Annotated in this window: 20 protein-coding genes and 2 rRNA genes; 18 read left to right on the top strand and 4 right to left on the bottom strand. The window is 63.1% G+C overall.

Features of this window, described 5'->3' with window-relative positions:
- Nucleotides 1-245 precede the first annotated feature (245 nt).
- The 5 genes from CCOS191_RS04100 (at nt 246) to CCOS191_RS04120 (ending at nt 7161) form a co-directional block, all read left to right on the top strand.
- A 23S ribosomal RNA gene (locus tag CCOS191_RS04100) occupies nt 246-3139 on the top strand.
- Between the two features lie 137 nt (nt 3140-3276).
- Nucleotides 3277-3392 (top strand): 5S ribosomal RNA (gene rrf / locus CCOS191_RS04105).
- Nucleotides 3393-3598: 206 nt separating this feature from the next.
- Nucleotides 3599-4258, top strand: coding sequence for a paraquat-inducible protein A (locus CCOS191_RS04110; protein ID WP_046854155.1), 660 nt, complete (start codon nt 3599-3601; stop codon nt 4256-4258).
- Nucleotides 4245-4868 carry a paraquat-inducible protein A gene (locus CCOS191_RS04115; protein ID WP_046854156.1) on the top strand — a complete coding sequence of 208 codons (624 nt, stop codon included), beginning with the start codon at nt 4245-4247 and terminating at the stop codon, nt 4866-4868. Before CCOS191_RS04110 ends, CCOS191_RS04115 begins: the two co-directional genes overlap by 14 nt.
- Nucleotides 4861-7161 carry a PqiB family protein gene (locus CCOS191_RS04120; RefSeq protein WP_046854157.1) on the top strand — a complete coding sequence of 767 codons (2301 nt, stop codon included), beginning with the start codon at nt 4861-4863 and terminating at the stop codon, nt 7159-7161. The genes CCOS191_RS04115 and CCOS191_RS04120 overlap by 8 nt, the downstream gene beginning before the upstream one ends.
- A 161-nt stretch (nt 7162-7322) precedes the next feature.
- Here the strand turns inward: CCOS191_RS04120 and rpsT are convergent, their stop codons facing one another.
- Nucleotides 7323-7601, bottom strand: a complete 279-nt coding sequence (gene rpsT / locus CCOS191_RS04125; RefSeq protein ID WP_023533220.1) for a 30S ribosomal protein S20 — start codon at nt 7599-7601, stop codon at nt 7323-7325.
- 249 nt (nt 7602-7850) lie between these two features.
- Here rpsT and murJ point away from each other — a divergent pair, with 249 nt between their 5' ends.
- The 6 genes from murJ to ispH all read left to right on the top strand — a co-directional run bounded on the left by murJ (nt 7851) and on the right by ispH (nt 15186).
- A complete protein-coding gene (gene murJ / locus CCOS191_RS04130; protein ID WP_046854158.1) occupies nt 7851-9389 on the top strand; it encodes a murein biosynthesis integral membrane protein MurJ in 1539 nt (512 codons plus the stop codon).
- A gap of 118 nt (nt 9390-9507) precedes the next feature.
- Nucleotides 9508-10458, top strand: coding sequence for a bifunctional riboflavin kinase/FAD synthetase (gene ribF / locus CCOS191_RS04135; protein WP_046854159.1), 951 nt, complete (start codon nt 9508-9510; stop codon nt 10456-10458).
- Entirely contained in the window at nt 10455-13286 is a 2832-nt protein-coding gene (gene ileS / locus CCOS191_RS04140) for an isoleucine--tRNA ligase (protein ID WP_046854160.1), read from the top strand. The genes ribF and ileS overlap by 4 nt, the downstream gene beginning before the upstream one ends.
- Nucleotides 13279-13794, top strand: a complete 516-nt coding sequence (gene lspA / locus CCOS191_RS04145) for a signal peptidase II (protein WP_023629752.1) — start codon at nt 13279-13281, stop codon at nt 13792-13794. The genes ileS and lspA overlap by 8 nt, the downstream gene beginning before the upstream one ends.
- Nucleotides 13787-14224 (top strand): FKBP-type peptidyl-prolyl cis-trans isomerase, encoded by a 438-nt coding sequence (locus CCOS191_RS04150; protein WP_023629753.1) that lies wholly within the window; start codon nt 13787-13789, stop codon nt 14222-14224. Before lspA ends, CCOS191_RS04150 begins: the two co-directional genes overlap by 8 nt.
- 14 nt (nt 14225-14238) lie before the next feature.
- A complete protein-coding gene (gene ispH / locus CCOS191_RS04155; protein ID WP_038706818.1) occupies nt 14239-15186 on the top strand; it encodes a 4-hydroxy-3-methylbut-2-enyl diphosphate reductase in 948 nt (315 codons plus the stop codon).
- A gap of 1 nt (nt 15187) precedes the next feature.
- On the opposite strand, the gene CCOS191_RS04160 is transcribed toward ispH, so the two are convergent.
- Nucleotides 15188-15667, bottom strand: coding sequence for a GspH/FimT family pseudopilin (locus CCOS191_RS04160; RefSeq protein ID WP_046854161.1), 480 nt, complete (start codon nt 15665-15667; stop codon nt 15188-15190).
- Nucleotides 15668-15775: 108 nt separating this feature from the next.
- Between CCOS191_RS04160 and pilV the strand changes: the two genes are divergently transcribed.
- The 5 genes from pilV to thiO are packed head-to-tail and all read left to right on the top strand — an operon-like array spanning nt 15776 to nt 18785.
- Nucleotides 15776-16135 carry a type IV pilus modification protein PilV gene (gene pilV, locus CCOS191_RS26985; RefSeq protein ID WP_082120351.1) on the top strand — a complete coding sequence of 120 codons (360 nt, stop codon included), beginning with the start codon at nt 15776-15778 and terminating at the stop codon, nt 16133-16135.
- Entirely contained in the window at nt 16132-16767 is a 636-nt protein-coding gene (locus CCOS191_RS04170) for a PilW family protein (RefSeq protein ID WP_046854162.1), read from the top strand. The genes pilV and CCOS191_RS04170 overlap by 4 nt, the downstream gene beginning before the upstream one ends.
- Entirely contained in the window at nt 16764-17234 is a 471-nt protein-coding gene (locus CCOS191_RS04175; RefSeq protein WP_046854163.1) for a hypothetical protein, read from the top strand. The genes CCOS191_RS04170 and CCOS191_RS04175 overlap by 4 nt, the downstream gene beginning before the upstream one ends.
- Before the next feature lies 1 nt (nt 17235).
- Entirely contained in the window at nt 17236-17634 is a 399-nt protein-coding gene (locus CCOS191_RS04180) for a type IV pilin protein (protein ID WP_046854164.1), read from the top strand.
- A 53-nt stretch (nt 17635-17687) separates the two neighbouring features.
- Nucleotides 17688-18785, top strand: a complete 1098-nt coding sequence (gene thiO, locus CCOS191_RS04185; protein ID WP_046854165.1) for a glycine oxidase ThiO — start codon at nt 17688-17690, stop codon at nt 18783-18785.
- A gap of 107 nt (nt 18786-18892) precedes the next feature.
- Here thiO and CCOS191_RS04190 read toward each other — a convergent pair whose 3' ends face one another.
- Both CCOS191_RS04190 and CCOS191_RS04195 read right to left on the bottom strand, forming a co-directional pair.
- On the bottom strand, nt 18893-19123 hold the full coding sequence (locus tag CCOS191_RS04190; protein WP_023632576.1) for a PP0621 family protein: 231 nt from the start codon (nt 19121-19123) through the stop codon (nt 18893-18895).
- A gap of 94 nt (nt 19124-19217) precedes the next feature.
- Nucleotides 19218-20237, bottom strand: coding sequence for an outer membrane protein assembly factor BamD (locus CCOS191_RS04195; protein ID WP_046854166.1), 1020 nt, complete (start codon nt 20235-20237; stop codon nt 19218-19220).
- A gap of 149 nt (nt 20238-20386) precedes the next feature.
- On the opposite strand from CCOS191_RS04195, the gene rluD reads away from it, so the two are divergent.
- Both rluD and pgeF read left to right on the top strand, forming a co-directional pair.
- Nucleotides 20387-21349, top strand: a complete 963-nt coding sequence (gene rluD / locus CCOS191_RS04200) for a 23S rRNA pseudouridine(1911/1915/1917) synthase RluD (protein ID WP_038706814.1) — start codon at nt 20387-20389, stop codon at nt 21347-21349.
- A complete protein-coding gene (pgeF, locus tag CCOS191_RS04205; protein WP_046854167.1) occupies nt 21346-22086 on the top strand; it encodes a peptidoglycan editing factor PgeF in 741 nt (246 codons plus the stop codon). The genes rluD and pgeF overlap by 4 nt, the downstream gene beginning before the upstream one ends.
- The last annotated feature ends 16 nt before the right edge of the window (nt 22087-22102 follow it).

The following is a 22102-nucleotide window of genomic DNA, read 5'->3' on the forward strand; positions in this document are numbered from 1 at the left end:
CTTTCTGTTGTGTCTACCTTGATCAGAACTTAGAAATGAACATTCGGCGATGAATGTTGATTTCTGACTTTTGTCAGATCGTTCTTTAAAAATTCGGATATGTGATAGAAATAGACTGAACACCAGTTTCACTGCTGGTGGATCAGGCTAAGGTAAAATTTGTGAGTTCTGCTCAGTAATGAGCGAAATGCGAATTTTCGGCGAATGTCGTCTTCACAGTATAACCAGATTGCTTGGGGTTATATGGTCAAGTGAAGAAGCGCATACGGTGGATGCCTTGGCAGTCAGAGGCGATGAAAGACGTGGTAGCCTGCGATAAGCTTTGGGGAGTCGGCAAACAGACTGTGATCCAGAGATCTCTGAATGGGGGAACCCAGCCAGCACAAGCTGGTTATCTTGTACTGAATACATAGGTGCAAGAGGCGAACCAGGGGAACTGAAACATCTAAGTACCCTGAGGAAAAGAAATCAACCGAGATTCCCTTAGTAGTGGCGAGCGAACGGGGACCAGCCCTTAAGCTGGTTTGAGATTAGTGGAACGCTCTGGAAAGTGCGGCCATAGTGGGTGATAGCCCCGTACACGAAAATCTCTTGCCAGTGAAATCGAGTAGGACGGAGCACGAGAAACTTTGTCTGAACATGGGGGGACCATCCTCCAAGGCTAAATACTACTGACTGACCGATAGTGAACCAGTACCGTGAGGGAAAGGCGAAAAGAACCCCGGAGAGGGGAGTGAAATAGAACCTGAAACCGTATGCGTACAAGCAGTGGGAGCCTACTTTGTTAGGTGACTGCGTACCTTTTGTATAATGGGTCAGCGACTTATATTCAGTGGCGAGCTTAACCGAATAGGGGAGGCGTAGCGAAAGCGAGTCTTAATAGGGCGCTTTAGTCGCTGGGTATAGACCCGAAACCGGGCGATCTATCCATGGGCAGGTTGAAGGTTAGGTAACACTGACTGGAGGACCGAACCGACTACCGTTGAAAAGTTAGCGGATGACCTGTGGATCGGAGTGAAAGGCTAATCAAGCTCGGAGATAGCTGGTTCTCCTCGAAAGCTATTTAGGTAGCGCCTCATGTATCACTGTAGGGGGTAGAGCACTGTTTCGGCTAGGGGGTCATCCCGACTTACCAAACCGATGCAAACTCCGAATACCTACAAGTGCCGAGCATGGGAGACACACGGCGGGTGCTAACGTCCGTCGTGAAAAGGGAAACAACCCAGACCGTCAGCTAAGGTCCCAAAGTCATGGTTAAGTGGGAAACGATGTGGGAAGGCTTAGACAGCTAGGAGGTTGGCTTAGAAGCAGCCACCCTTTAAAGAAAGCGTAATAGCTCACTAGTCGAGTCGGCCTGCGCGGAAGATGTAACGGGGCTCAAACCATGCACCGAAGCTACGGGTATCACCTTTAGGTGATGCGGTAGAGGAGCGTTCTGTAAGCCTGTGAAGGTGAGTTGAGAAGCTTGCTGGAGGTATCAGAAGTGCGAATGCTGACATGAGTAACGACAATGCGAGTGAAAAACTCGCACGCCGAAAGACCAAGGTTTCCTGCGCAACGTTAATCGACGCAGGGTTAGTCGGTCCCTAAGGCGAGGCTGAAAAGCGTAGTCGATGGAAAACAGGTTAATATTCCTGTACTTCCAGTTATTGCGATGGAGGGACGGAGAAGGCTAGGCCAGCTTGGCGTTGGTTGTCCAAGTTTAAGGTAGTAGGCTGAGATCTTAGGCAAATCCGGGATCTCAAGGCCGAGAGCTGATGACGAGTGCTCATTAGAGCGCGAAGTGGTTGATGCCATGCTTCCAAGAAAAGCTCCTAAGCTTCAGATAACTGGGAACCGTACCCCAAACCGACACAGGTGGTTAGGTAGAGAATACCAAGGCGCTTGAGAGAACTCGGGTGAAGGAACTAGGCAAAATGGCACCGTAACTTCGGGAGAAGGTGCGCCGGTGAGGGTGAAGCACTTGCTGCGTAAGCCCACGCCGGTCGAAGATACCAGGCCGCTGCGACTGTTTATTAAAAACACAGCACTCTGCAAACACGAAAGTGGACGTATAGGGTGTGACGCCTGCCCGGTGCCGGAAGGTTAATTGATGGGGTTAGCGCAAGCGAAGCTCTTGATCGAAGCCCCGGTAAACGGCGGCCGTAACTATAACGGTCCTAAGGTAGCGAAATTCCTTGTCGGGTAAGTTCCGACCTGCACGAATGGCGTAACGATGGCGGCGCTGTCTCCACCCGAGACTCAGTGAAATTGAAATCGCTGTGAAGATGCAGTGTATCCGCGGCTAGACGGAAAGACCCCGTGAACCTTTACTATAGCTTTGCACTGGACTTTGAGCTTGCTTGTGTAGGATAGGTGGGAGGCTTTGAAGTGGGGACGCCAGTTCTCATGGAGCCATCCTTGAAATACCACCCTGGCAACCTTGAGGTTCTAACTCAGGTCCGTTATCCGGATCGAGGACAGTGTATGGTGGGTAGTTTGACTGGGGCGGTCTCCTCCCAAAGAGTAACGGAGGAGTACGAAGGTGCGCTCAGACCGGTCGGAAATCGGTCGTAGAGTATAAAGGCAAAAGCGCGCTTGACTGCGAGACACACACGTCGAGCAGGTACGAAAGTAGGTCTTAGTGATCCGGTGGTTCTGTATGGAAGGGCCATCGCTCAACGGATAAAAGGTACTCCGGGGATAACAGGCTGATACCGCCCAAGAGTTCATATCGACGGCGGTGTTTGGCACCTCGATGTCGGCTCATCACATCCTGGGGCTGAAGCCGGTCCCAAGGGTATGGCTGTTCGCCATTTAAAGTGGTACGCGAGCTGGGTTTAGAACGTCGTGAGACAGTTCGGTCCCTATCTGCCGTGGACGTTTGAGATTTGAGAGGGGCTGCTCCTAGTACGAGAGGACCGGAGTGGACGAACCTCTGGTGTTCCGGTTGTCACGCCAGTGGCATTGCCGGGTAGCTATGTTCGGAAGAGATAACCGCTGAAAGCATCTAAGCGGGAAACTTGCCTCAAGATGAGATCTCACTGGAGCCTTGAGCTCCCTGAAGGGCCGTCGAAGACTACGACGTTGATAGGTTGGGTGTGTAAGCGCTGTGAGGCGTTGAGCTAACCAATACTAATTGCCCGTGAGGCTTGACCATATAACACCCAAGCAATTTGCGCTGAGGCCAAATTGTGGTGGTGAAGACGAAACGAACCGAAAGTTCGCGACGAACCACACATATCGCATATCCGAATTGGCTGGCATGTCTGCAAGGACGTACTGGCAACCGAATTTCTTGACGACCATAGAGCATTGGAACCACCTGATCCCATCCCGAACTCAGTAGTGAAACGATGCATCGCCGATGGTAGTGTGGGGTTTCCCCATGTGAGAGTAGGTCATCGTCAAGATTCATTTCGCAAAACCCCTATCTGCGCGAGCAGGTAGGGGTTTTGTCTTTGCGCCTGGAAAAGGCTGTGGGGCCGGCTTGCCGGCGATGTGCCGTGCTCACGGAAAATGTGACTCGAACACCGATACAGTTCCTCATACTGGCCATCTCCCACAATTCGAGTCGGAACACTAGAATAGAGCCGACGCATCCATTCAGAACCCCTTTATGCCTAACCCTGTCGAACCCGAAGCGCTCGCGCAGCTGCCGCTGGATGAACTGGTGGCCTGCCACGAGTGCGACCTGCTGATGCGCAAAGTCTCGCTGCAGACTGACGAAAAGGCGCAATGCCCACGTTGTGGCTACGAGCTGTATGCCCACCGCCACAACCTGGTCAACCGCAGCCTCGCCCTGGTGCTGACGGCCCTGCTGCTGTACGTGCCGGCCAACTTCCTGCCGATCATGCAGTTGCACCTGCTCGGCCAGACCTCCGACGACACGGTCTGGAGCGGCGTGCTCGGCCTGTACAATTCAGGGATGCGCGGCATCGCCGTGGTCGTGTTCCTGTGCAGCATGGCCATTCCCCTGCTCAAGCTGCTGTGCCAGCTGGCGGTGTTGCTGAGCATCCGTCTCGACTTCGGCCGCAGCTATGGCCTGCTGATCTATCGTATCTACCACCACCTGCGTGAGTGGGGGATGCTCGAGGTCTACTTCATGGGCGTGCTGGTGGCCATCGTCAAGCTGGTCGACCTGGCCGAGCTGAGCATCGGCCTGGGCCTGTTCTGCTTCATCAGCCTGCTGCTGGTGCAGGTCTGGCTCGAGGTGGTCATGTCGCCGCACCAGATCTGGGTGGCCTTGTCGGGGGAGGACGTCCATGCGGGCGATTGATGCAGGCATCCTGGTCTGCAATGAATGCCATGAGCTGAACCGCCATGAGCCTGGCGGCACCTCGCAGACCTGCACCCGCTGCGGGGCGGTGGTGCACGCTCGGCGGCCCAACAGCATCGTGCGCACCTGGGCGCTGCTGATCACGTCGATGATCCTCTATATCCCGGCCAACGTGCTGCCGATCATGACCGTCAGCGCCTTGGGGCAGGGCAGCCCGGACACCATCATGTCTGGCGTTATCACCCTGATGAAGCACGGCATGTTGCCGATCGCCGCGGTGGTGTTCATCGCCAGCATCCTGGTGCCCACCTTCAAGCTGGTGGGTATCGCCCTGCTGCTCTATTCGGTGCAACGCCACCAGCCGCTGTCGGCGCGGCAGCGCATCCTGATGTACCGCTTCATCGAGTTCATCGGCCGCTGGTCGATGCTGGATATCTTCGTCATCGCCATCCTCGTGGCCGTGGTGAATTTCGGCCGCATCGCCAGTGTCGAAGCCAACCTGGGCGCCGTCGCCTTCGCCTCCGTGGTGATCCTGACGATGCTCGCCGCTTTAACTTTCGATCCCCGACTGATCTGGGACAACACGGAGTCGGATGACGACCATGAGTGACTTGCCTACGGCTAAAACCCGCCCAGCTTCGAACTGGTCGGCCATCTGGATCCTGCCGCTGATTGCCTTGGCGATCGGTGGCTGGCTGGCCTGGCAAGCCTACAAGGATGCCGGCATCGAGATACAGGTGCGCTTCGAGAGTGGCGAGGGCATCGTCGCCAACAAGACCGAGGTCATCTACAAAGGCATGTCGGTGGGCAAGGTGGTCGCCCTGGTGCTGGATGACAAAGGGGACAACCGTGGCGTCGTCGCCACCATCGAGATGCGCAAGGAGGCAGGCCCGCACCTGACCAAGGGCACGCGCTTCTGGCTGGTCAAGCCGAGTGTCAGCCTGGCAGGTATCTCGGGCCTGGAGACGCTGGTTTCGGGTAACTATATCGCCGTCGATCCCGGGGAGGGTGAGCCGACCAAGCGCTTTACCGCGCTCAAGGAAGCACCGCCACTGTCCGATGCCGAGCCTGGCTTGCACCTGACGCTCAAGGCCGAGCGACTGGGCTCGCTCAACCGCGACAGCCCGATCTTCTACAAGCAGATCCAGGTCGGCCGGGTGAAGAGCTATCGCCTGTCCGAGGATCAGGGCACGGTGGAGATCAAGGTGTTCATCGCGCCGGCCTATGCCAGCCTGGTGCGCAAGCACACACGTTTCTGGAACGCCAGCGGGGTCAGCATCGATGCCGACCTGTCCGGCGTGAAGGTGCGCACTGAATCGCTGTCGAGCATCGTGGCCGGGGGCATCGCCTTTGCAACGCCGGAGAACCGCAAGGACAGCCCGCCCACCGATCCAAGCCTGCCGTTCCGTTTGTACGAGGACTTCGACGCGGCCCAGGCCGGCATCCGCGTCAAGGTCAAGCTCAGTGACTTCGAAGGCTTGCAGAAGGGGCGTACGCCGGTGCTGTACAAGGGCATCCAGGTGGGCACGCTCAAGGATCTCAAGGTCGAAGGTGACCTTACCAGCGCAACGGCCGAGCTGACCCTGGACCCACTGGCCGAGGACTACCTGGTCGAAGGCACGCAGTTCTGGGTGGTCAAGCCATCGATTTCGCTTGCCGGGATCACCGGCCTCGAGGCATTGGTGAAGGGTAACTACATTGCGGTGCGCCCGGGCGAGCCGGGCGCCAAGCCCCTGCGCGAGTTCGAAGCACGTCCCAAGGCGCCACCACTGGACCTGAAGGCGCCCGGCCTGCACATGGTGCTGTTCGCCGACACCCTGGGCTCGCTGGAAGTGGGCAGCCCGGTGATGTACCGCCAGGTGCGCGTGGGCAGCGTGCAGAGCTACCAGTTCGCCCGCAACAGCAAGCGCATCCTGATCGGCGTGCACATCGAGAAGGAATACGCCAACCTGGTCAACGGTTCCACGCGCTTCTGGAATGCCAGTGGCATCACCCTGACCGGTGGCCTGTCGGGTATCCAGGTCAAGAGTGAGTCGCTGCAGACGCTCATGGCCGGTGGTATCGCCTTCGATACGCCGAAGCCGGATGTACCGCTAAAGCGTCGCATCCCGCGTTTCCGCCTGCATGAAAGCCAGGACGCGGCCAACCGGGCCGGTACCCTGATCACTATTCGCGTGGACCGCGCCGATGGCCTGAAGCCGGGCACGCCGATCCGCTTCCGCGGGTTGGACGTGGGTAGCGTCGAGAGCGTCGACCTGACCGGCGACCTGCAGGCGGTCCTGCTCCGTGCGCGGATTACCCAGGCGGCCGAGCGTATCGCCCGCACCGGCACGCAGTTCTGGGTGGTCAAGCCTGCCTTGGGGCTGGTGCGTACCCAGAACCTCGACACGTTGATCGGCGGTCAGTACCTGGAGGTGCTGCCGGCGCTCAAGGATAAGGGGCCGCAGCGAGACTTCATCGCCCTGAGCGATGCCCCCGAGGTGAAAGGCGAGGAGGTCGGCCTGCCGCTGACCTTGAGCGCGGCGCGTCGTGGCTCGATCAAGCCGGGCGTGCCGGTCACCTACCGGGAGATCGCAGTAGGCAAGGTCACCGGCTTCGAGCTGGGCCAGACCGCCGACCGGGTACTTATCCACATTCTTATCGAGCCTCGCTACGCCGGGCTGGTACGTGGCGGCAGCCGCTTCTGGAACAGCAGCGGGTTCGGCTTCGACTGGGGCTTGTTCAAGGGCGCCACGGTGCGTACCGAGTCGGTGGAGACCTTGATCGAGGGTGGGATTGCCTTCGCCACGCCCGATGGCGAGCAGATGGGCAACCCGGCGCGCCCGCAGCAGACCTTCGCGCTGTTCGACAAGCCGGAGGATGAGTGGATGCAGTGGGCGCCGAAGATCCAGATCGGCAAGTGACATAGTGATTGTGGGGGCGGCGCACCGCCGCTCCCACGTTACTTGTGCTGGACCCAATGCGGGTGGATGCCCGCGTTACAAAGCCAGAAACCGCTGTCAGGCTCGAATCACAGGCATAAAAAAACCGACCCTAGGGTCGGTTTTTTCGACAAGAACGTCGCTTAGGCAGCTGCAGCTTCTTTCAGTGCCTTGATGTGGCCATTCAGACGGCCTTTGTGGCGAGCAGCTTTGTTCTTGTGGATGATACCCTTGTCGGCCATACGGTCGATTACAGGTACAGCCAGAACGTAAGCGGCTTGCGCTTTTTCGGCGTCTTTTGCGTCGATGGCCTTGACTACATTCTTGATGTAGGTACGGACCATGGAACGCAGGCTGGCGTTGTGGCTGCGACGCTTCTCAGCCTGTTTTGCACGTTTCTTGGCGGAAGGTGAGTTGGCCACCGTCGAGCTCCTCGAAAGACTTTAGGTAAATAGCAAACAAAATAGGCCGCGAATCATGCCGATGAGTCGATCGGATGTCAAGGCCACCTGCAAGGTTCCGCCGAGTGGTGAGCCAACAGGAGGGAAATATTCCTTTCTGTCGCACGACCTGTAAACTCGGGAATTTTTGGCTCCCCTGCGAAGGCGCGGGAGTATCGCACATTCGGACGCGGTCTGCAGCGTCCTCTGCCCCTGGCGTGAAACTTTTCGATGAACCTGCTCAAATCCCTGGCTGCGGTCAGCTCCATCACCATGATTTCCCGGGTGCTCGGCTTCGTGCGCGATACCATCCTGGCGCGGGTGTTCGGCGCCGGCATCGCCACCGACGCCTTTTTCATCGCCTTCAAGCTGCCCAACCTGCTGCGGCGGATCTTCGCCGAAGGCGCGTTCTCCCAGGCCTTCGTGCCGATCCTCGCCGAGTACAAGACCCAGCAGGGCGAGGAGGCCACCCGCACTTTCGTCGCCTATGTCAGTGGCCTGCTGACGCTGATCCTGGCGCTGGTCACCGCCATTGGCATCCTCGCCGCGCCCTGGGTGGTCTGGGCCACGGCACCGGGCTTCGTCGACAGCGCAGAGAAGTACGAGCTGACCACTTCGCTGTTGCGGGTGACCTTTCCTTATATATTGCTGATCTCGCTGTCGTCGCTGGTCGGCGCGATCCTCAACACCTGGAACCGCTTCAGCGTGCCGGCGTTCACCCCCACGCTGCTCAACGTGGCGATGATTGCCTTCGCCGTGCTGCTCACGCCCTACTTCGACCCGCCGATCATGGCCCTGGCCTGGGGCGTGCTGGCCGGTGGCCTGGCGCAACTGCTGTACCAGCTGCCGGCGCTGAAGAAGATCGGCATGCTCGTGTTGCCGCGCCTGAACCTGCGCGATGCCGGCGTGTGGCGTGTGCTCAAGCAGATGCTGCCGGCGATCCTCGGGGTATCGGTGAGCCAGATCTCGCTGATCATCAACACCATCTTCGCCTCCTTCCTGGTGGCCGGCTCGGTATCGTGGATGTACTACGCCGACCGCCTCATGGAGCTGCCCTCGGGCGTGCTCGGCGTGGCCTTGGGTACCATCCTGCTGCCGACCCTGGCCAAGACCTACGCCAACCAGGACCGTGAGGAGTATTCGCGGATCCTCGACTGGGGCCTGCGCCTGTGCTTCCTGCTGGTGCTGCCCTGCACCCTGGCCCTGGGCATCCTCGCCGAACCGCTGACCGTGGCGCTGTTCCAGTATGGCAAGTTCAGCGCCTTCGACGCGGCGATGACCCAGCGCGCGCTGGTCGCGTATTCGGTGGGGCTGATGGCGATCATCCTGGTCAAGGTGCTGGCACCTGGCTTCTATGCGCAGCAGAATATCCGCACACCGGTGAAGATCGCGGTCTTCACCCTGGTGTGCACGCAGTTGCTCAACCTGGCCCTGGTCGGCCCGCTGGCCCATGCCGGGCTGGCCCTGGCGATCAGCCTGGGCGCCTGCCTGAACGCCGGCCTGCTGTACTGGAAGCTGCGCAGCCAGCAACTGTTCCAGCCGCAACCGGGCTGGACGATGTTCCTGCTCAAGCTGGTGCTGGCAGTGGCGCTGATGTCGGGCGTGCTGTTGCTGGGCATGCACTACATGCCGGCCTGGGAGCAGGGCAACATGCTCGAGCGCTTCATGCGCCTGGGTGCCCTGATCGTCGCTGGCGTGGTGACCTATTTCGGTTGCCTGTACCTGTGTGGTTTCCGCCCACGGCACTTCGCCCGCAAGGCGTTGCACTGAGGCGCGAAAAGGGTCAGGCGTCGGTTTTTCGCATTCCACACTCCAGGGTGGCGCTGCTGCCTGTCACCAGCGCCCAGGTGTGGTTATAATCGGCCACTTTATGAGCAAGAAGCGCGTTATGCAGCTGGTTCGAGGTCTTCACAACCTGCGCCCCGAGCACCGGGGCTGTGTCGCCACCATTGGCAACTTCGACGGGGTCCACCGCGGCCACCAGGCGATCCTCGCACGCCTGCGCGAACGTGGCCAGGAACTCGGCCTGCCCACCTGCGTGGTGATCTTCGAGCCACAGCCTCGCGAATATTTCGCCCCGGAGACCGCGCCGGCCCGCCTGGCGCGCCTGCGTGACAAGGTCGAGCTGCTGGCCGGCGAGGGCATCGACCGGGTGCTGTGCCTGTCGTTCAACCAGCGCCTGAGCCAGCTCAGCGCCGAGCAGTTCGTCAAGGCGGTGTTGGTCGATGGCCTGGGCGTGCGCCACCTCGAAGTGGGCGACGACTTCCGCTTCGGCTGCGACCGCGCCGGTGATTTCGCCTTCCTCACCGAAGCCGGCAAACGCCATGGCTTCAGTGTCGAGGCAGCCAACACCGTCATCCAGGATGGCCTGCGGGTCAGCAGCACCGAAGTGCGCAAGGCCCTGGCCGAGGGCAACTTCGAGCTGGCCGAACACCTGCTGGGCCGCCCGTACCGCATTACCGGCCGCGTGCTGCATGGCCAGAAGCTGGCCCGCCAGCTTGGCACACCTACCGCCAACATCCAGCTCAAGCGCCGTCGCGTGCCGCTGTCCGGGGTCTACCTGGCCAGCATCGAGATCGACGGCCAGCAGTGGCCGGGTGTCGGCAATATCGGAGTACGCCCCACCGTCGCCGGTGACGGGCGTCCTCACCTGGAGATTCATCTCCTGGACTACGCCGGTGACCTCTATGGCCGGCGCCTGACGGTGGAATTCCACCACAAGCTGCGTGAAGAGCAGCGTTTCGCCTCCCTGGAGGCGCTGAAGTCGGCGATCGACGCGGACATCGCCGCCGCACGTGCCCACTGGCACGCTCAACCGCTAACGAAGAGCCTGAAATGACCGACTACAAAGCCACGCTTAACCTTCCGGACACCGCCTTCCCCATGAAGGCCGGCCTGCCTCAGCGCGAACCGCAGATCCTGCAGCGCTGGGACAGCATTGGCCTGTACCAGAAGCTGCGCGAAATTGGCAAGGATCGTCCGAAGTTCGTCCTGCACGACGGCCCGCCCTATGCCAACGGCAAGATCCATATCGGTCATGCGCTGAACAAGATTCTCAAGGACATGATTGTCCGTTCGAAGACCCTGTCGGGCTTCGACGCCCCGTACGTACCGGGCTGGGACTGCCACGGCCTGCCGATCGAGCACAAGGTCGAGGTCACCCACGGCAAGCACCTGACCGCCGACCGCACCCGCGAGCTGTGCCGCGAGTACGCCGCCGAGCAGATCGAGGGGCAGAAGACCGAGTTCATCCGCCTGGGCGTGCTGGGTGACTGGGACAACCCGTACAAGACCATGAACTTCGCCAACGAGGCCGGCGAGATCCGCGCCCTGGCCGAGATGGTCAAGCAAGGCTTCGTGTTCAAGGGCCTGAAGCCGGTTAACTGGTGCTTCGATTGCGGTTCGGCCTTGGCCGAAGCCGAAGTCGAGTACGCCGACAAGAAATCCCAGACCATCGACGTCGCCTTCCCGGTCGCCGACGAGGCCAAGCTGGCCGCTGCCTTCGGCCTGGCCGCGCTGGCCAAGCCCGCCGCCATCGTGATCTGGACCACCACCCCGTGGACCATCCCGGCCAACCAGGCGCTGAACATCCACCCGGACTTCACCTACGCCCTGGTCGATACCGGCGAGCGCCTGCTGGTGCTCGCCGAGGAGCTGGTCGAGTCGTGCCTGAAGCGCTATGCGCTGGAAGGTTCGGTCATCGCCACCGCCCCGGGTTCGGCCCTCGAGCTGATCAACTTCCGTCACCCGTTCTACGATCGCCTGTCGCCGATCTACCTGGCCGAATACGTCGAGCTGGGCGCCGGTACCGGCGTGGTGCATTCCTCGCCCGCCTATGGTGAAGACGACTTCGTCACCTGCAAGCGCTACGGCATGGTCAACGACGACATCCTCACCCCGGTGCAGAGCAACGGCGTGTACGTCGAGTCGCTGCCGTTCTTCGGCGGCCAGTTCATCTGGAAGGCCAACCCAGCCATCGTCGACAAGCTCAGCGAAGTCGGCGCGCTGATGCACACCGAGACCATCAGCCACAGCTACATGCACTGCTGGCGCCACAAGACCCCGCTGATCTACCGCGCCACCGCGCAGTGGTTCGTCGGCATGGACAAGCAGCCCACCAGCGGCGACAACCTGCGCGAGCGCTCGCTCAAGGCCATCGAAGAGACCAAGTTCGTTCCGGCCTGGGGCCAGGCGCGCCTGCACTCGATGATCGCCAACCGCCCGGACTGGTGCATTTCGCGTCAGCGCAACTGGGGCGTGCCGATCCCGTTCTTCCTGGACAAGCAGACCGGTGAGCTGCACCCGCGTACCGTCGAGCTGATGGAGGAAGTGGCCAAGCGCGTCGAACAGCAAGGCATCGAGGCCTGGTTCAAGCTGGATGCCGCAGAACTGTTGGGCGATGAAGCCGGCCTGTACGACAAGATCACCGACACCCTCGACGTCTGGTTCGACTCTGGCACCACCCACTGGCACGTGCTGCGTGGCTCCCACGATATCGGCCACGCCACCGGCCCGCGCGCCGACCTGTACCTGGAAGGCTCCGACCAGCACCGCGGCTGGTTCCATTCTTCCTTGCTGACCGGCTGCGCCATCGACAACCACGCGCCGTACCGCGAGCTGCTGACCCACGGCTTCACCGTGGACGAAAACGGCCGCAAGATGTCCAAGTCGCTGGGCAACACCATCGAGCCGGAAAAGGTCAACAACACCCTGGGTGCCGACATCCTGCGCCTGTGGGTGTCCGCCACCGACTACTCCGGTGAGATGGCCGTTTCCGAGCAGATCCTGCAGCGCAGCGCCGACGCCTACCGCCGCATCCGCAACACCGCGCGCTTCCTGCTCTCGAACCTGTCCGGCTTCGACCCGGCCCGCGACCTGCTGCCGGCCGAGGACATGCTGGCCCTGGACCGTTGGGCGGTCGACCGCACCCTGCTGCTGCAGCGCGAGCTGGAAGAGCACTACGGCGAGTACCGGTTCTGGAACGTCTACTCGAAGATCCACAACTTCTGCGTGCAGGAGCTCGGTGGCTTCTACCTCGACATCATCAAGGACCGCCAGTACACCACCGGCGCCAACAGTGTCGCCCGCCGCTCCTGCCAGACCGCGCTGTACCACATCAGCGAGGCGCTGGTGCGCTGGATCGCGCCGATCCTGGCGTTCACCGCCGATGAGATCTGGCAGTACCTGCCGGGCGAGCGCAACGAGTCGGTGATGCTCAACACCTGGTACCAGGGCCTGACGGAACTGCCGGCCGACGCCGAGCTGGACCGCGCCTACTGGGACCGCGTGATGGCGGTCAAGGCCGCGGTCAACAAGGAGCTGGAGAACCAGCGTACCGCCAAGGTCATCGGCGGCAACCTGCAGGCCGAGGTCACCCTGTTCGCCGAAGAGGGCCTGACCGCCGACCTGAACAAGCTCGGCGACGAGCTGCGCTTCGTGCTGATCACCTCGGCGGCCAGCGTGGTGCCGTTCGTCCAGGCGCCGGCCGATGCCGTGACAACCGAAGTCGAAGGCCTCAAGCTGAAAGTGGTCAAGTCCGGCCATGCCAAGTGCGGTCGTTGCTGGCACTTCCGCGCCGATGTGGGCAGCCACCCGGAGCATCCGGAAATCTGCGCCCGTTGTGTCGACAACCTGAGCGGTTCCGGTGAGGTGCGCCACTATGCCTAACGCTTCCGCGGGGCGCTTCGGGCGCCTTGCCTGGCTCTGGCTGAGCCTGGTGGTGCTGGTCCTCGACCAGGCCACCAAGGTCTACTTCGAGGGCGCGCTGAGCCTGTACCAGCAGATCGTGGTCATCCCCGACTACTTCAGCTGGACCCTGGCCTACAACACCGGCGCGGCGTTCAGCTTCCTGGCCGACAGCTCCGGCTGGCAGCGCTGGCTGTTCGCGCTGATCGCCGTGGTGGTCAGCGCCGTGCTGGTGGTCTGGCTCAAGCGCCTGGGGCGCAACGAGACCTGGCTGGCCGTGGCCCTGGCGCTGGTGCTGGGCGGTGCATTGGGCAACCTGTACGACCGCGTGGTGCTTGGCCATGTGGTCGACTTCATCCTGGTGCACTGGCAGAACCGCCACTACTTCCCGGCCTTCAACCTGGCCGACAGCGCCATTACCGTGGGCGCGGTGATGCTGGCGCTGGATATGTTCAAGAGCAAGAAGTCCGAGGAAGCCGTCCATGACTGAGACCCGTATCGGCCAGAACACCGAAGTCACCCTGCACTTCGCGCTGCACCTGGAAAACGGCGACACCGTCGACAGCACCTTCGACAAGGCCCCGGCCACGTTCAAGGTCGGCGACGGCAACCTGCTGCCGGGCTTCGAGAACGCCCTGTTCGGCTTCAAGGCCGGTGACCAGCGCAAGCTGAGCATCGCCCCGGAGAACGCCTTCGGCCAGCACAACCCGCAGAACGTGCAGGTGATGCCGCGCTCGCAGTTCGAAGGCATGGAGCTGTCCGAAGGGCTGCTGGTGATCTTCAACGACGCCGCCAACACCGAGCTGCCGGGCGTGGTCAAAGCGTTCGACGACAACCAGGTGACCATCGATTTCAACCATCCACTGGCTGGCAAGACCCTGAACTTCGAGGTGCAGATCCTCGACGTGAAGGCCGTGTGAGCCTGGAGCCGAGCATGCAAATCAAACTCGCCAACCCGCGCGGCTTCTGCGCCGGGGTCGACCGGGCGATCGAGATCGTCAACCGCGCCCTGGAAGTCTTCGGCCCGCCGATCTACGTGCGCCACGAAGTGGTGCACAACAAGTTCGTGGTCGAAGACCTGCGCAACCGTGGCGCGGTGTTCGTCGAAGAGCTGGACCAGGTGCCGGACGACGTCATCGTCATCTTCAGCGCCCACGGTGTCTCCCAGGCCGTGCGCCAGGAAGCCGCCGGCCGTGGCCTGAAAGTGTTCGACGCCACCTGCCCGCTGGTGACCAAGGTGCATATCGAGGTGGCCAAGTACAGCCGTGATGGCCGTGAGACCATTCTCATCGGTCACGAAGGGCACCCGGAAGTCGAAGGCACCATGGGCCAGTACGACGCCAGCAACGGCGGCGCCATCTACCTTGTCGAAGACGAGGACGATGTTGCCCAGTTGCAGGTGAACGACCCTGACCACCTGGCCTTCGTCACCCAGACCACCCTGTCGATGGACGACACCAGCCGGGTGATCGACGCCCTGCGCGCGCGCTTCCCGAACATCGGCGGCCCGCGCAAGGACGACATCTGCTACGCCACGCAAAACCGCCAGGACGCCGTCAAGCAACTGGCCGACGAGTGTGACGTGGTACTGGTGGTCGGCAGCCCCAACAGCTCCAACTCCAACCGCCTGCGTGAGTTGGCCGAGCGCATGAGCACCCCGGCCTACCTGATCGACGGTGCCGAGGACCTGCAACGCAGCTGGTTCGACGGTGCCGAGCGCATCGGTATCACCGCCGGCGCCTCGGCGCCCGAGGTGCTGGTACGTGGCGTGATCGAGCAGCTCAAGGCCTGGGGTGCCACCGGCGCCGAAGAGCTCGACGGCCGCGAAGAGAACATCACCTTCTCGATGCCCAAGGAACTGCGGGTTCGCTCGCTGATCTGACTCAGTCACCTGCACAGCGGCGGCCCTCGTCGCTGCGCAGGCTGACCCGGCCACTGGGGCTCAGCACCACCTGATGCTGGCTGCCAGGCCCGCTGCGCTGGCAGATGTCCAGCGTGATGCCGACAAAGCCTTCCCCTATCGGTGCGCCACGCTTGCTGAAGCGCACCTCCCGCGTGGAACTGGCCACCACCTTCACCGGCCTGGCCAGGCGATGCTCGCGCAACAGCTGGCCGTCGTGCTCCCGCGACACACGCCAGCCCTTGCCCCAGTCACCTTCCAATGGACGAACTGTCAGCGCCAACTGATGCAGCGCAGCCTGGTTGCGCGCAGCGCGCAGTGCCTGCGCCAGTTCCCGGGCTGCGGCGGCCAGTTGCAGGGTTTCGCCGAGCTTGGCGTAGGCCGTTATCCCCAAGTGTGCCAGCAGGCTGCCAATCGTCAGTGCGCACATCATTTGTAGCAGTGTTACGTCTTGTTGCCTCACCGTGCATTCCTCCCTGGAAGTGCTTCGCTGTAGCTTCCGGCCTGGCCGCGCGAGGCGCCAGTCAGCCGGTTCGGGTAGACGGCGAGGAAAGATCCCAGGAGGGTGACGATGTGGGCGAAGGAAGGCGGGATGACGTTGCTGGAGGTGCTGCTGGCGATGACGGTGTTGGCGCTTGGGGTGTTCGCCGCAGCGGCCTTGCAGGTGCGTGGCATGCAGGCGGCCGAGAGCGCCCGGCGTGACGGTCAGGCGTTGCAGCTGGCCCGGGGCATGCTCGAGCGGGTGAGGGCCAGCGGCACGCTCGAAGCGGGGGAGGAGAGTGCCTGGCGCTCGCGGGTCACCCAGGTGCTCGGCACCTCGGCGCAAGGGCGAATCAGGCGCCACGCCGACATGCTGGAACTGCAGGTGAACTGGCCGGCCCAGGCTGAGGGACGGCCGGCCTTGCAGTTGCAGGGCAGGGTGCTGCCATGAAACGCGGGCAAGCAGGCGCCGGGCTGGTCGAGGTGTTGCTGGCCGTGGCCCTGGGGGCGTTGTTGCTGGTGACGGCGAGCCAGTTGTTCGGCCGGGCCTATCAGGCCTGGCGGCTGCAAGGCGCGGCGGCGAGGCTGCAGGACGATGCGCGCCTGGTCCTGCAGCGCCTGGCCGAGGACATCCGCATGGCGGGCATGTTCGGCTGCCTGCGCCTGGAAGCGGCGGACTTCACCGATCCGCAGGCTGCACTGGCGTTCGCCAGGCCGATCGAGGCCAACGCTGACAGCCTCACGCTGGTAGGCGCCGAGCTGCCGGGATTGCTCGGCGCGCCGGACTGGACCGTGCTCACCGACTGTCGCAGTTGGGCGCGGGTTCAGCGTGGCCAGCATGTGCCTGGCGATGCCCTGCTGGCCTTGCCGGTGCGCCGGGTTACCTACCGCGTGCGCAATGGCAGCCTGATGTTCACCAGCAACGCCCAGCATGCCAGCCTGGTCGACAATGTCCGGGCCCTGCGGGTGCGTCATGGCGACGGTCGCGTCGATATCGAGTTGCTCATGCAGGACCGCGAACATCGGCTGGAGCAGCGCCATGCACTGAGCGTGGCCGTGCGCAATCCTGGGGATGACGCATGAGCCGCCAGCGTGGCGTGGTGCTGTTGCTGGCCCTGAGCCTCAGCCTGCTGCTTGGCCTGCTGACCGCGCTGGGCATGCGCGAAGCCTTGCTGCAGGCGCGGCAGGTCGGTGAACAATGGCGCAGGGCGCAGGCCTTCGAACAGGCCGAAGCCAGCCTGGTGGAAGGGGGCGCGTTGCTGCAAGGCGGCTTGCCTGCGCTGTGCCTCGATTGCCTGCCGCCTGAGCTGCCGACGGCCTCGCCTGCCGCGCCGTGGCGAACCACCGACAGTGGCTATGTCCTGCTCCAGCACCTGGGGCAGACACGCCGTGCCGTCGGCCTACCGCCGGACGAGCGGGTCGACCTTGTGCGGATCACGGCGCTGAGCCGCCAGGTGCGCGGCCGGCAATTCCTGGAAGCGGTGTATGCCGTGGACGGGCAGGGCAATATCGGGCGCATCAGCTGGCGCCAGCGCCTGGAGGAGGGCTGACATGCAGCGGGGTCTTGGTCTGATCGAATTATTGATTGTCGTGGCGCTGATCGGCATGCTGGCAGCCATTGCCTACCCCAGTTACAGCGACCAGCTACGCCGTGCCGCGCGCAGCGAGGTGGTCGGGCTGCTGCAGGACGCGGCGTTGCGCCTGGAACAGCATCGCGCGTATGTCGGCGGCTATGCCGACAGCGAGCAGCTTGTCACGGTATTACCGGCCGGCAGCCGCTACTACCGCCTGCAGGCGCAGCGCGACGAAGACGCTTTCACACTGCTTGCCCGCCGTGTGACGGAGACGTTCATGGCCGACGACCGCTGTGGCGACTTCCGCCTCGATCACGCTGGCGTGCGTGACAATCCGGGCGGCAGCGCAGACGAGCAGACGTGCTGGGGAAGCTGAAGATCAAAAGGTGCCCGCGCACCGTGGAATTACTTCAGGTGTTGGATCGAACGATGAGCAAGCAAGTAGTGATTGTCGGCGGTGGCGTCATCGGCCTGCTGACGGCGTTGAACCTGGCGGCGGATGTCGACCGGGTGGTGGTGTGCGACCAAGGCGAAGTAGGGCGTGAGTCGTCCTGGGCCGGTGGCGGCATCGTCTCGCCGTTGTACCCCTGGCGCTATAGCCCGGCGGTAACGGCGCTGGCGCATTGGTCGCAGGATTTCTATCCACAGCTGGGCGAGCGTCTGTTCGCCAGCACCGGCATCGACCCAGAGGTGCATACCACCGGGCTGTACTGGCTGGACCTGGACGACGAAGCCGAGGCCCTGGCCTGGGCGGCCAGTGAGCAGCGGCCGCTCAGCGCCGTGGATATCTCGGCTGCCTACGACGCAGTGCCGGTGCTCGGGCCAGGCTACCGCCATGCCATCTACATGGCGGGCGTGGCCAACGTACGCAACCCGCGCCTGGTGAAGTCGCTCAAGGCCGCGCTGCTGGCGCTGCCCAACGTGACCCTGCGCGAGCATTGCCAGATCAGCGGTTTTGTCCATGAAAGCGGGCGTGTCGCCGGGGTGTGCACCGAGCAGGGCGTGCTGGCCGCCGACGAGGTGGTGCTCAGTGCCGGTGCCTGGAGCGGCGATCTGCTGCAGACATTGGGCCTGAGCCTGCCGGTGGAGCCGGTGAAAGGGCAGATGATCCTGTTCAAGTGCGCCGAGGACTTCCTGCCGAGTATGGTCCTGGCCAAGGGCCGCTACGCGATCCCGCGCCGCGACGGGCATATCCTGGTCGGCAGCACCCTGGAGCATGCCGGCTACGACAAGACCCCGACCGGTGATGCGCTCGAGAGTCTGAAGGCTTCGGCAGTGGAGCTGCTGCCAGCGCTGGCGGATGCCGAGGTGGTGGGGCACTGGGCGGGCCTGCGCCCTGGGTCGCCGGAAGGCATCCCTTACATTGGCGCGGTGCCGGGGCATGAGGGGTTGTGGCTGAACTGCGGCCATTACCGCAACGGGCTGGTGCTGGCGCCGGCGTCTTGCCAGCTGTTCAGCGACCTGCTGCTGGGGCGTGCGCCGATCATCGATCCGGCGCCGTATGCGCCGCAAGGGCGTTTGGCTTAAGTTCGTCGGGCCCGCTATGCGGGCCTTTCGCCGGCAAGCCGGCTCCCACAAGGTTCGAAGCCAGCGCAGTCCGGCTTGCCGGCGAAAGGCCGCAGGGCGGCCCTCGCTCAGCGCTGTTGCCCCGGCCCTTGCTCCAGATGCTGCTGGCTGCAATACCACTCCTTGCCCAGCTGCAACGCCCGGTCATTGGGCAGGTGCACGCCGCAATGGGCGCAGCGCACCATCTGCAGCGGGTCCTGCAGGCGCGGTTCGGCAGGTGATTGCTGACTGGTCTTGAACTTGCGCCACAGCCAGAACGCGGCGGCGATCAGGGCGATCCAGAAAAGTAGGCGAACCATGGTGTCCAGCTTGTCGAATGAAGAAGGCGACAGTCTAGGACGCGGCCAATAAAAAAGGGAGGCCTCGGGCCTCCCTTTCTGCGCATGCGACGTATCAGTCGAACAGACCGAAGGTCATGTAGCTGAACCAGCTGCGGTCCTTCTCGGCTTCCTTCGGACCTTCCGGCAGGATCGGGTCGCCGTTCTCGTCCTTGGGCAGCAGCTCTTCGGGCATCTCGGAGCGGGCGTCCTGGAACTGCTTGACCACGTCCTGGTTGGCGCGGGTCTCGCCCGGCGGCAGCGGGGTCTTGGTTTCGATCAGGCCCAGGGTGGCCTTGGACAGCCACGAGCGGTTGCCGTTTTCGTCGACCTTGGTGACGAACTGGCCATCGACCAGGCTCGGGTGGTCCGGGTAGTTGAGCTTGAGGGTCTCGAGGCTGGTGGCGGCCAGCTCGTCCAGGTGCATGCGCTGGTACGACTCGACCATCACTGCCAGGCCGTCACCCACCGATGGGGTTTCCTGGAAGTTCTCCACCACGTAGCGGCCACGGTTGGCGGCTGCTACATAGGCCTCGCGGCTCAGGTAGTAGTTGGCCACGTGGATTTCGTAGGAGGCCAGCAGGTTGCGCAGGTAGATCATGCGCTGCTTGGCGTCCGGGGCGTAGCGACTGTTGGGGAAGCGGCTGGTCAGCTGGGCGAACTCGTTGTACGAGTCGCGGGCGGCGCCCGGGTCACGCTTGGTCATGTCCAGCGGCAGGAAGCGCGCCAGCAGGCCGCGGTCCTGGTCGAACGAGGTCAGGCCCTTGAGGTAGTAGGCGTAGTCGACGTTCGGGTGCTGCGGGTGCAGGCGGATGAAGCGCTCGGCAGCCGACTTGGCAGCCTCGGGCTCGGAGTTCTTGTAGTTGGCGTAGATCAGCTCGAGCTGGGCCTGGTCGGCATAGCGGCCGAACGGGTAGCGCGACTCCAGGGCCTTGAGCTTGTTCACGGCGCTGGTATAGCTGGAGTTGTCCAGGTCGGCCTGCGCCTGCTGGTACAGCTCGGCCTCGCTGAGGTTCTCGTCAATGACTTCCTTGTTCGAGGAACAGGCAGCGGTGAGCCCGAGGATGGCGATCAGCAGCAGGTGTTTCACTTGCATGGCGGCTTGCGTCCCTTTGACGGCCGCTGTCTTGGGCGGTGCCGTCCTGTTATGATGAGCGCCCCCGGCCAAACCCCGGGGCAAAAGAAGCCGTATTTAACCACAAGCGCGCAGCCGAAACCAAAGGCTGAACGCCCGTCGATTCGAGCATGTCCGAGATCATTCAACTTAGCGCAGAGGTCCCGTCCGAACTGGGCGGCCAACGCCTCGACCAGGTCGCCGCCCAATTGTTCGCCGAGTACTCGCGTTCGCGCCTGTCCTCGTGGATCAAAGATGGCCGCCTGACCGTCGATGGCGCGGTGCTGCGGCCGCGCGACACCGTCCACACCGGCTCCATCCTGGCCCTCGAGGCCGAGCAGGAGGCCCAGGGCGAATGGGTGGCTCAGGACATCGAGCTGGACATCGTCTATGAAGATGACCAGATCCTGGTGATCAACAAGCCGGCCGGGCTGGTGGTCCACCCGGCGGCGGGCCACCCCGACGGCACCCTGCTCAATGCCCTGCTGCACCATGTGCCAGACATCATCAACGTACCGCGCGCCGGTATCGTGCACCGCCTGGACAAGGACACCACGGGCCTGATGGTGGTGGCCAAGACCCTGCAGGCGCAGACCAACCTGGTCGACCAGCTGCAGAAGCGCTCGGTCAGCCGTATCTACGAGTGCATCGTGGTCGGCGTGGTGATCGCCGGCGGCAAGATCGACGCCCCGATCGGCCGCCACGGCGGCGAGCGCCAGCGCATGGCGGTCACCGACGGCGGCAAGCCGGCGGTCAGCCACTACCGCGTGCTCAAGCGCTTCCGCTCGCACACCCATGTGCGGGTCAAGCTGGAAACCGGCCGCACCCACCAGATCCGCGTGCACATGGCGCATGTCGGTTATCCGCTGGTCGGCGACCAGACCTACGGCGTGCGTTTCCGCATTCCGCCGGCCGCCAGCGTGGCCATGGTCGAGGCGGTGAAGAACTTCCCGCGCCAGGCCCTGCACGCCCGTTTCCTGGCCTTGGATCACCCGACCACCGGTGAGCGCATGGAATGGGCCTCGCCGCTGCCGGACGACTTCCTCTGGCTGCTGTCGCTGCTCAACGACGACCGCGAGAGCTTTATCGGATGAGTGGCCTGACGCAGGCGCTGATCATTCCCGACTGGCCGGCCCCGGCCTCGGTACGCGCCTGTGTCACCACCCGCGAGGGCGGCGTCAGCCTGCCGCCCTATGAATCCTTCAATCTTGGCGACCATGTGGGCGATGACCCCGCTGCGGTTGCCGAGAACCGTCGTCGCCTCAGCGAAGAATTCGCCATCCAGCCCGCCTGGCTCAAGCAGGTGCACGGGCTGGTGGTGGCCGATGCCGACCCTGCCGTGGTCGCCGAGGCCGATGCCAGCTGGACCGACCAGCCGGGCATCGCCTGCACCGTGATGACCGCCGATTGCCTGCCTGCCCTGTTCTGCGACCGCGCCGGTACCCGCGTGGCCGCCGCCCATGCCGGCTGGCGCGGGCTGGCCGGTGGCGTGCTGGAAGCCACCCTCGATCGCCTGGCCCTGCCACCCGAAGAGGTGCTGGTGTGGCTGGGCCCGGCCATCGGGCCGCAGGCGTTCGAGGTCGGCATGGAAGTGCGCGATGCCTTTACCGCCGTGCATCCCGAGGCCGCCGCGGCGTTCGTCGACGGCGAGCGGCCGGGCAAGCTGATGGCCGATATCTACCAGCTGGCGCGGATTCGCCTGGCGGCATGCGGTGTTACTGCCGTGTATGGCGGTGGGTTCTGCACTGTCAGTGATCCGCGCTTTTTCTCCTACCGCCGCACCCCTCAGGGTGGGCGGTTTGCTTCACTGGTGTGGCTCAGCCCTCGCTAAGCCTGGGGCCGCTTCA

The organism is Pseudomonas sp. CCOS 191 (assembly GCF_001007005.1).
In the GTDB taxonomy this organism is placed as follows: domain Bacteria; phylum Pseudomonadota; class Gammaproteobacteria; order Pseudomonadales; family Pseudomonadaceae; genus Aquipseudomonas; species Aquipseudomonas soli.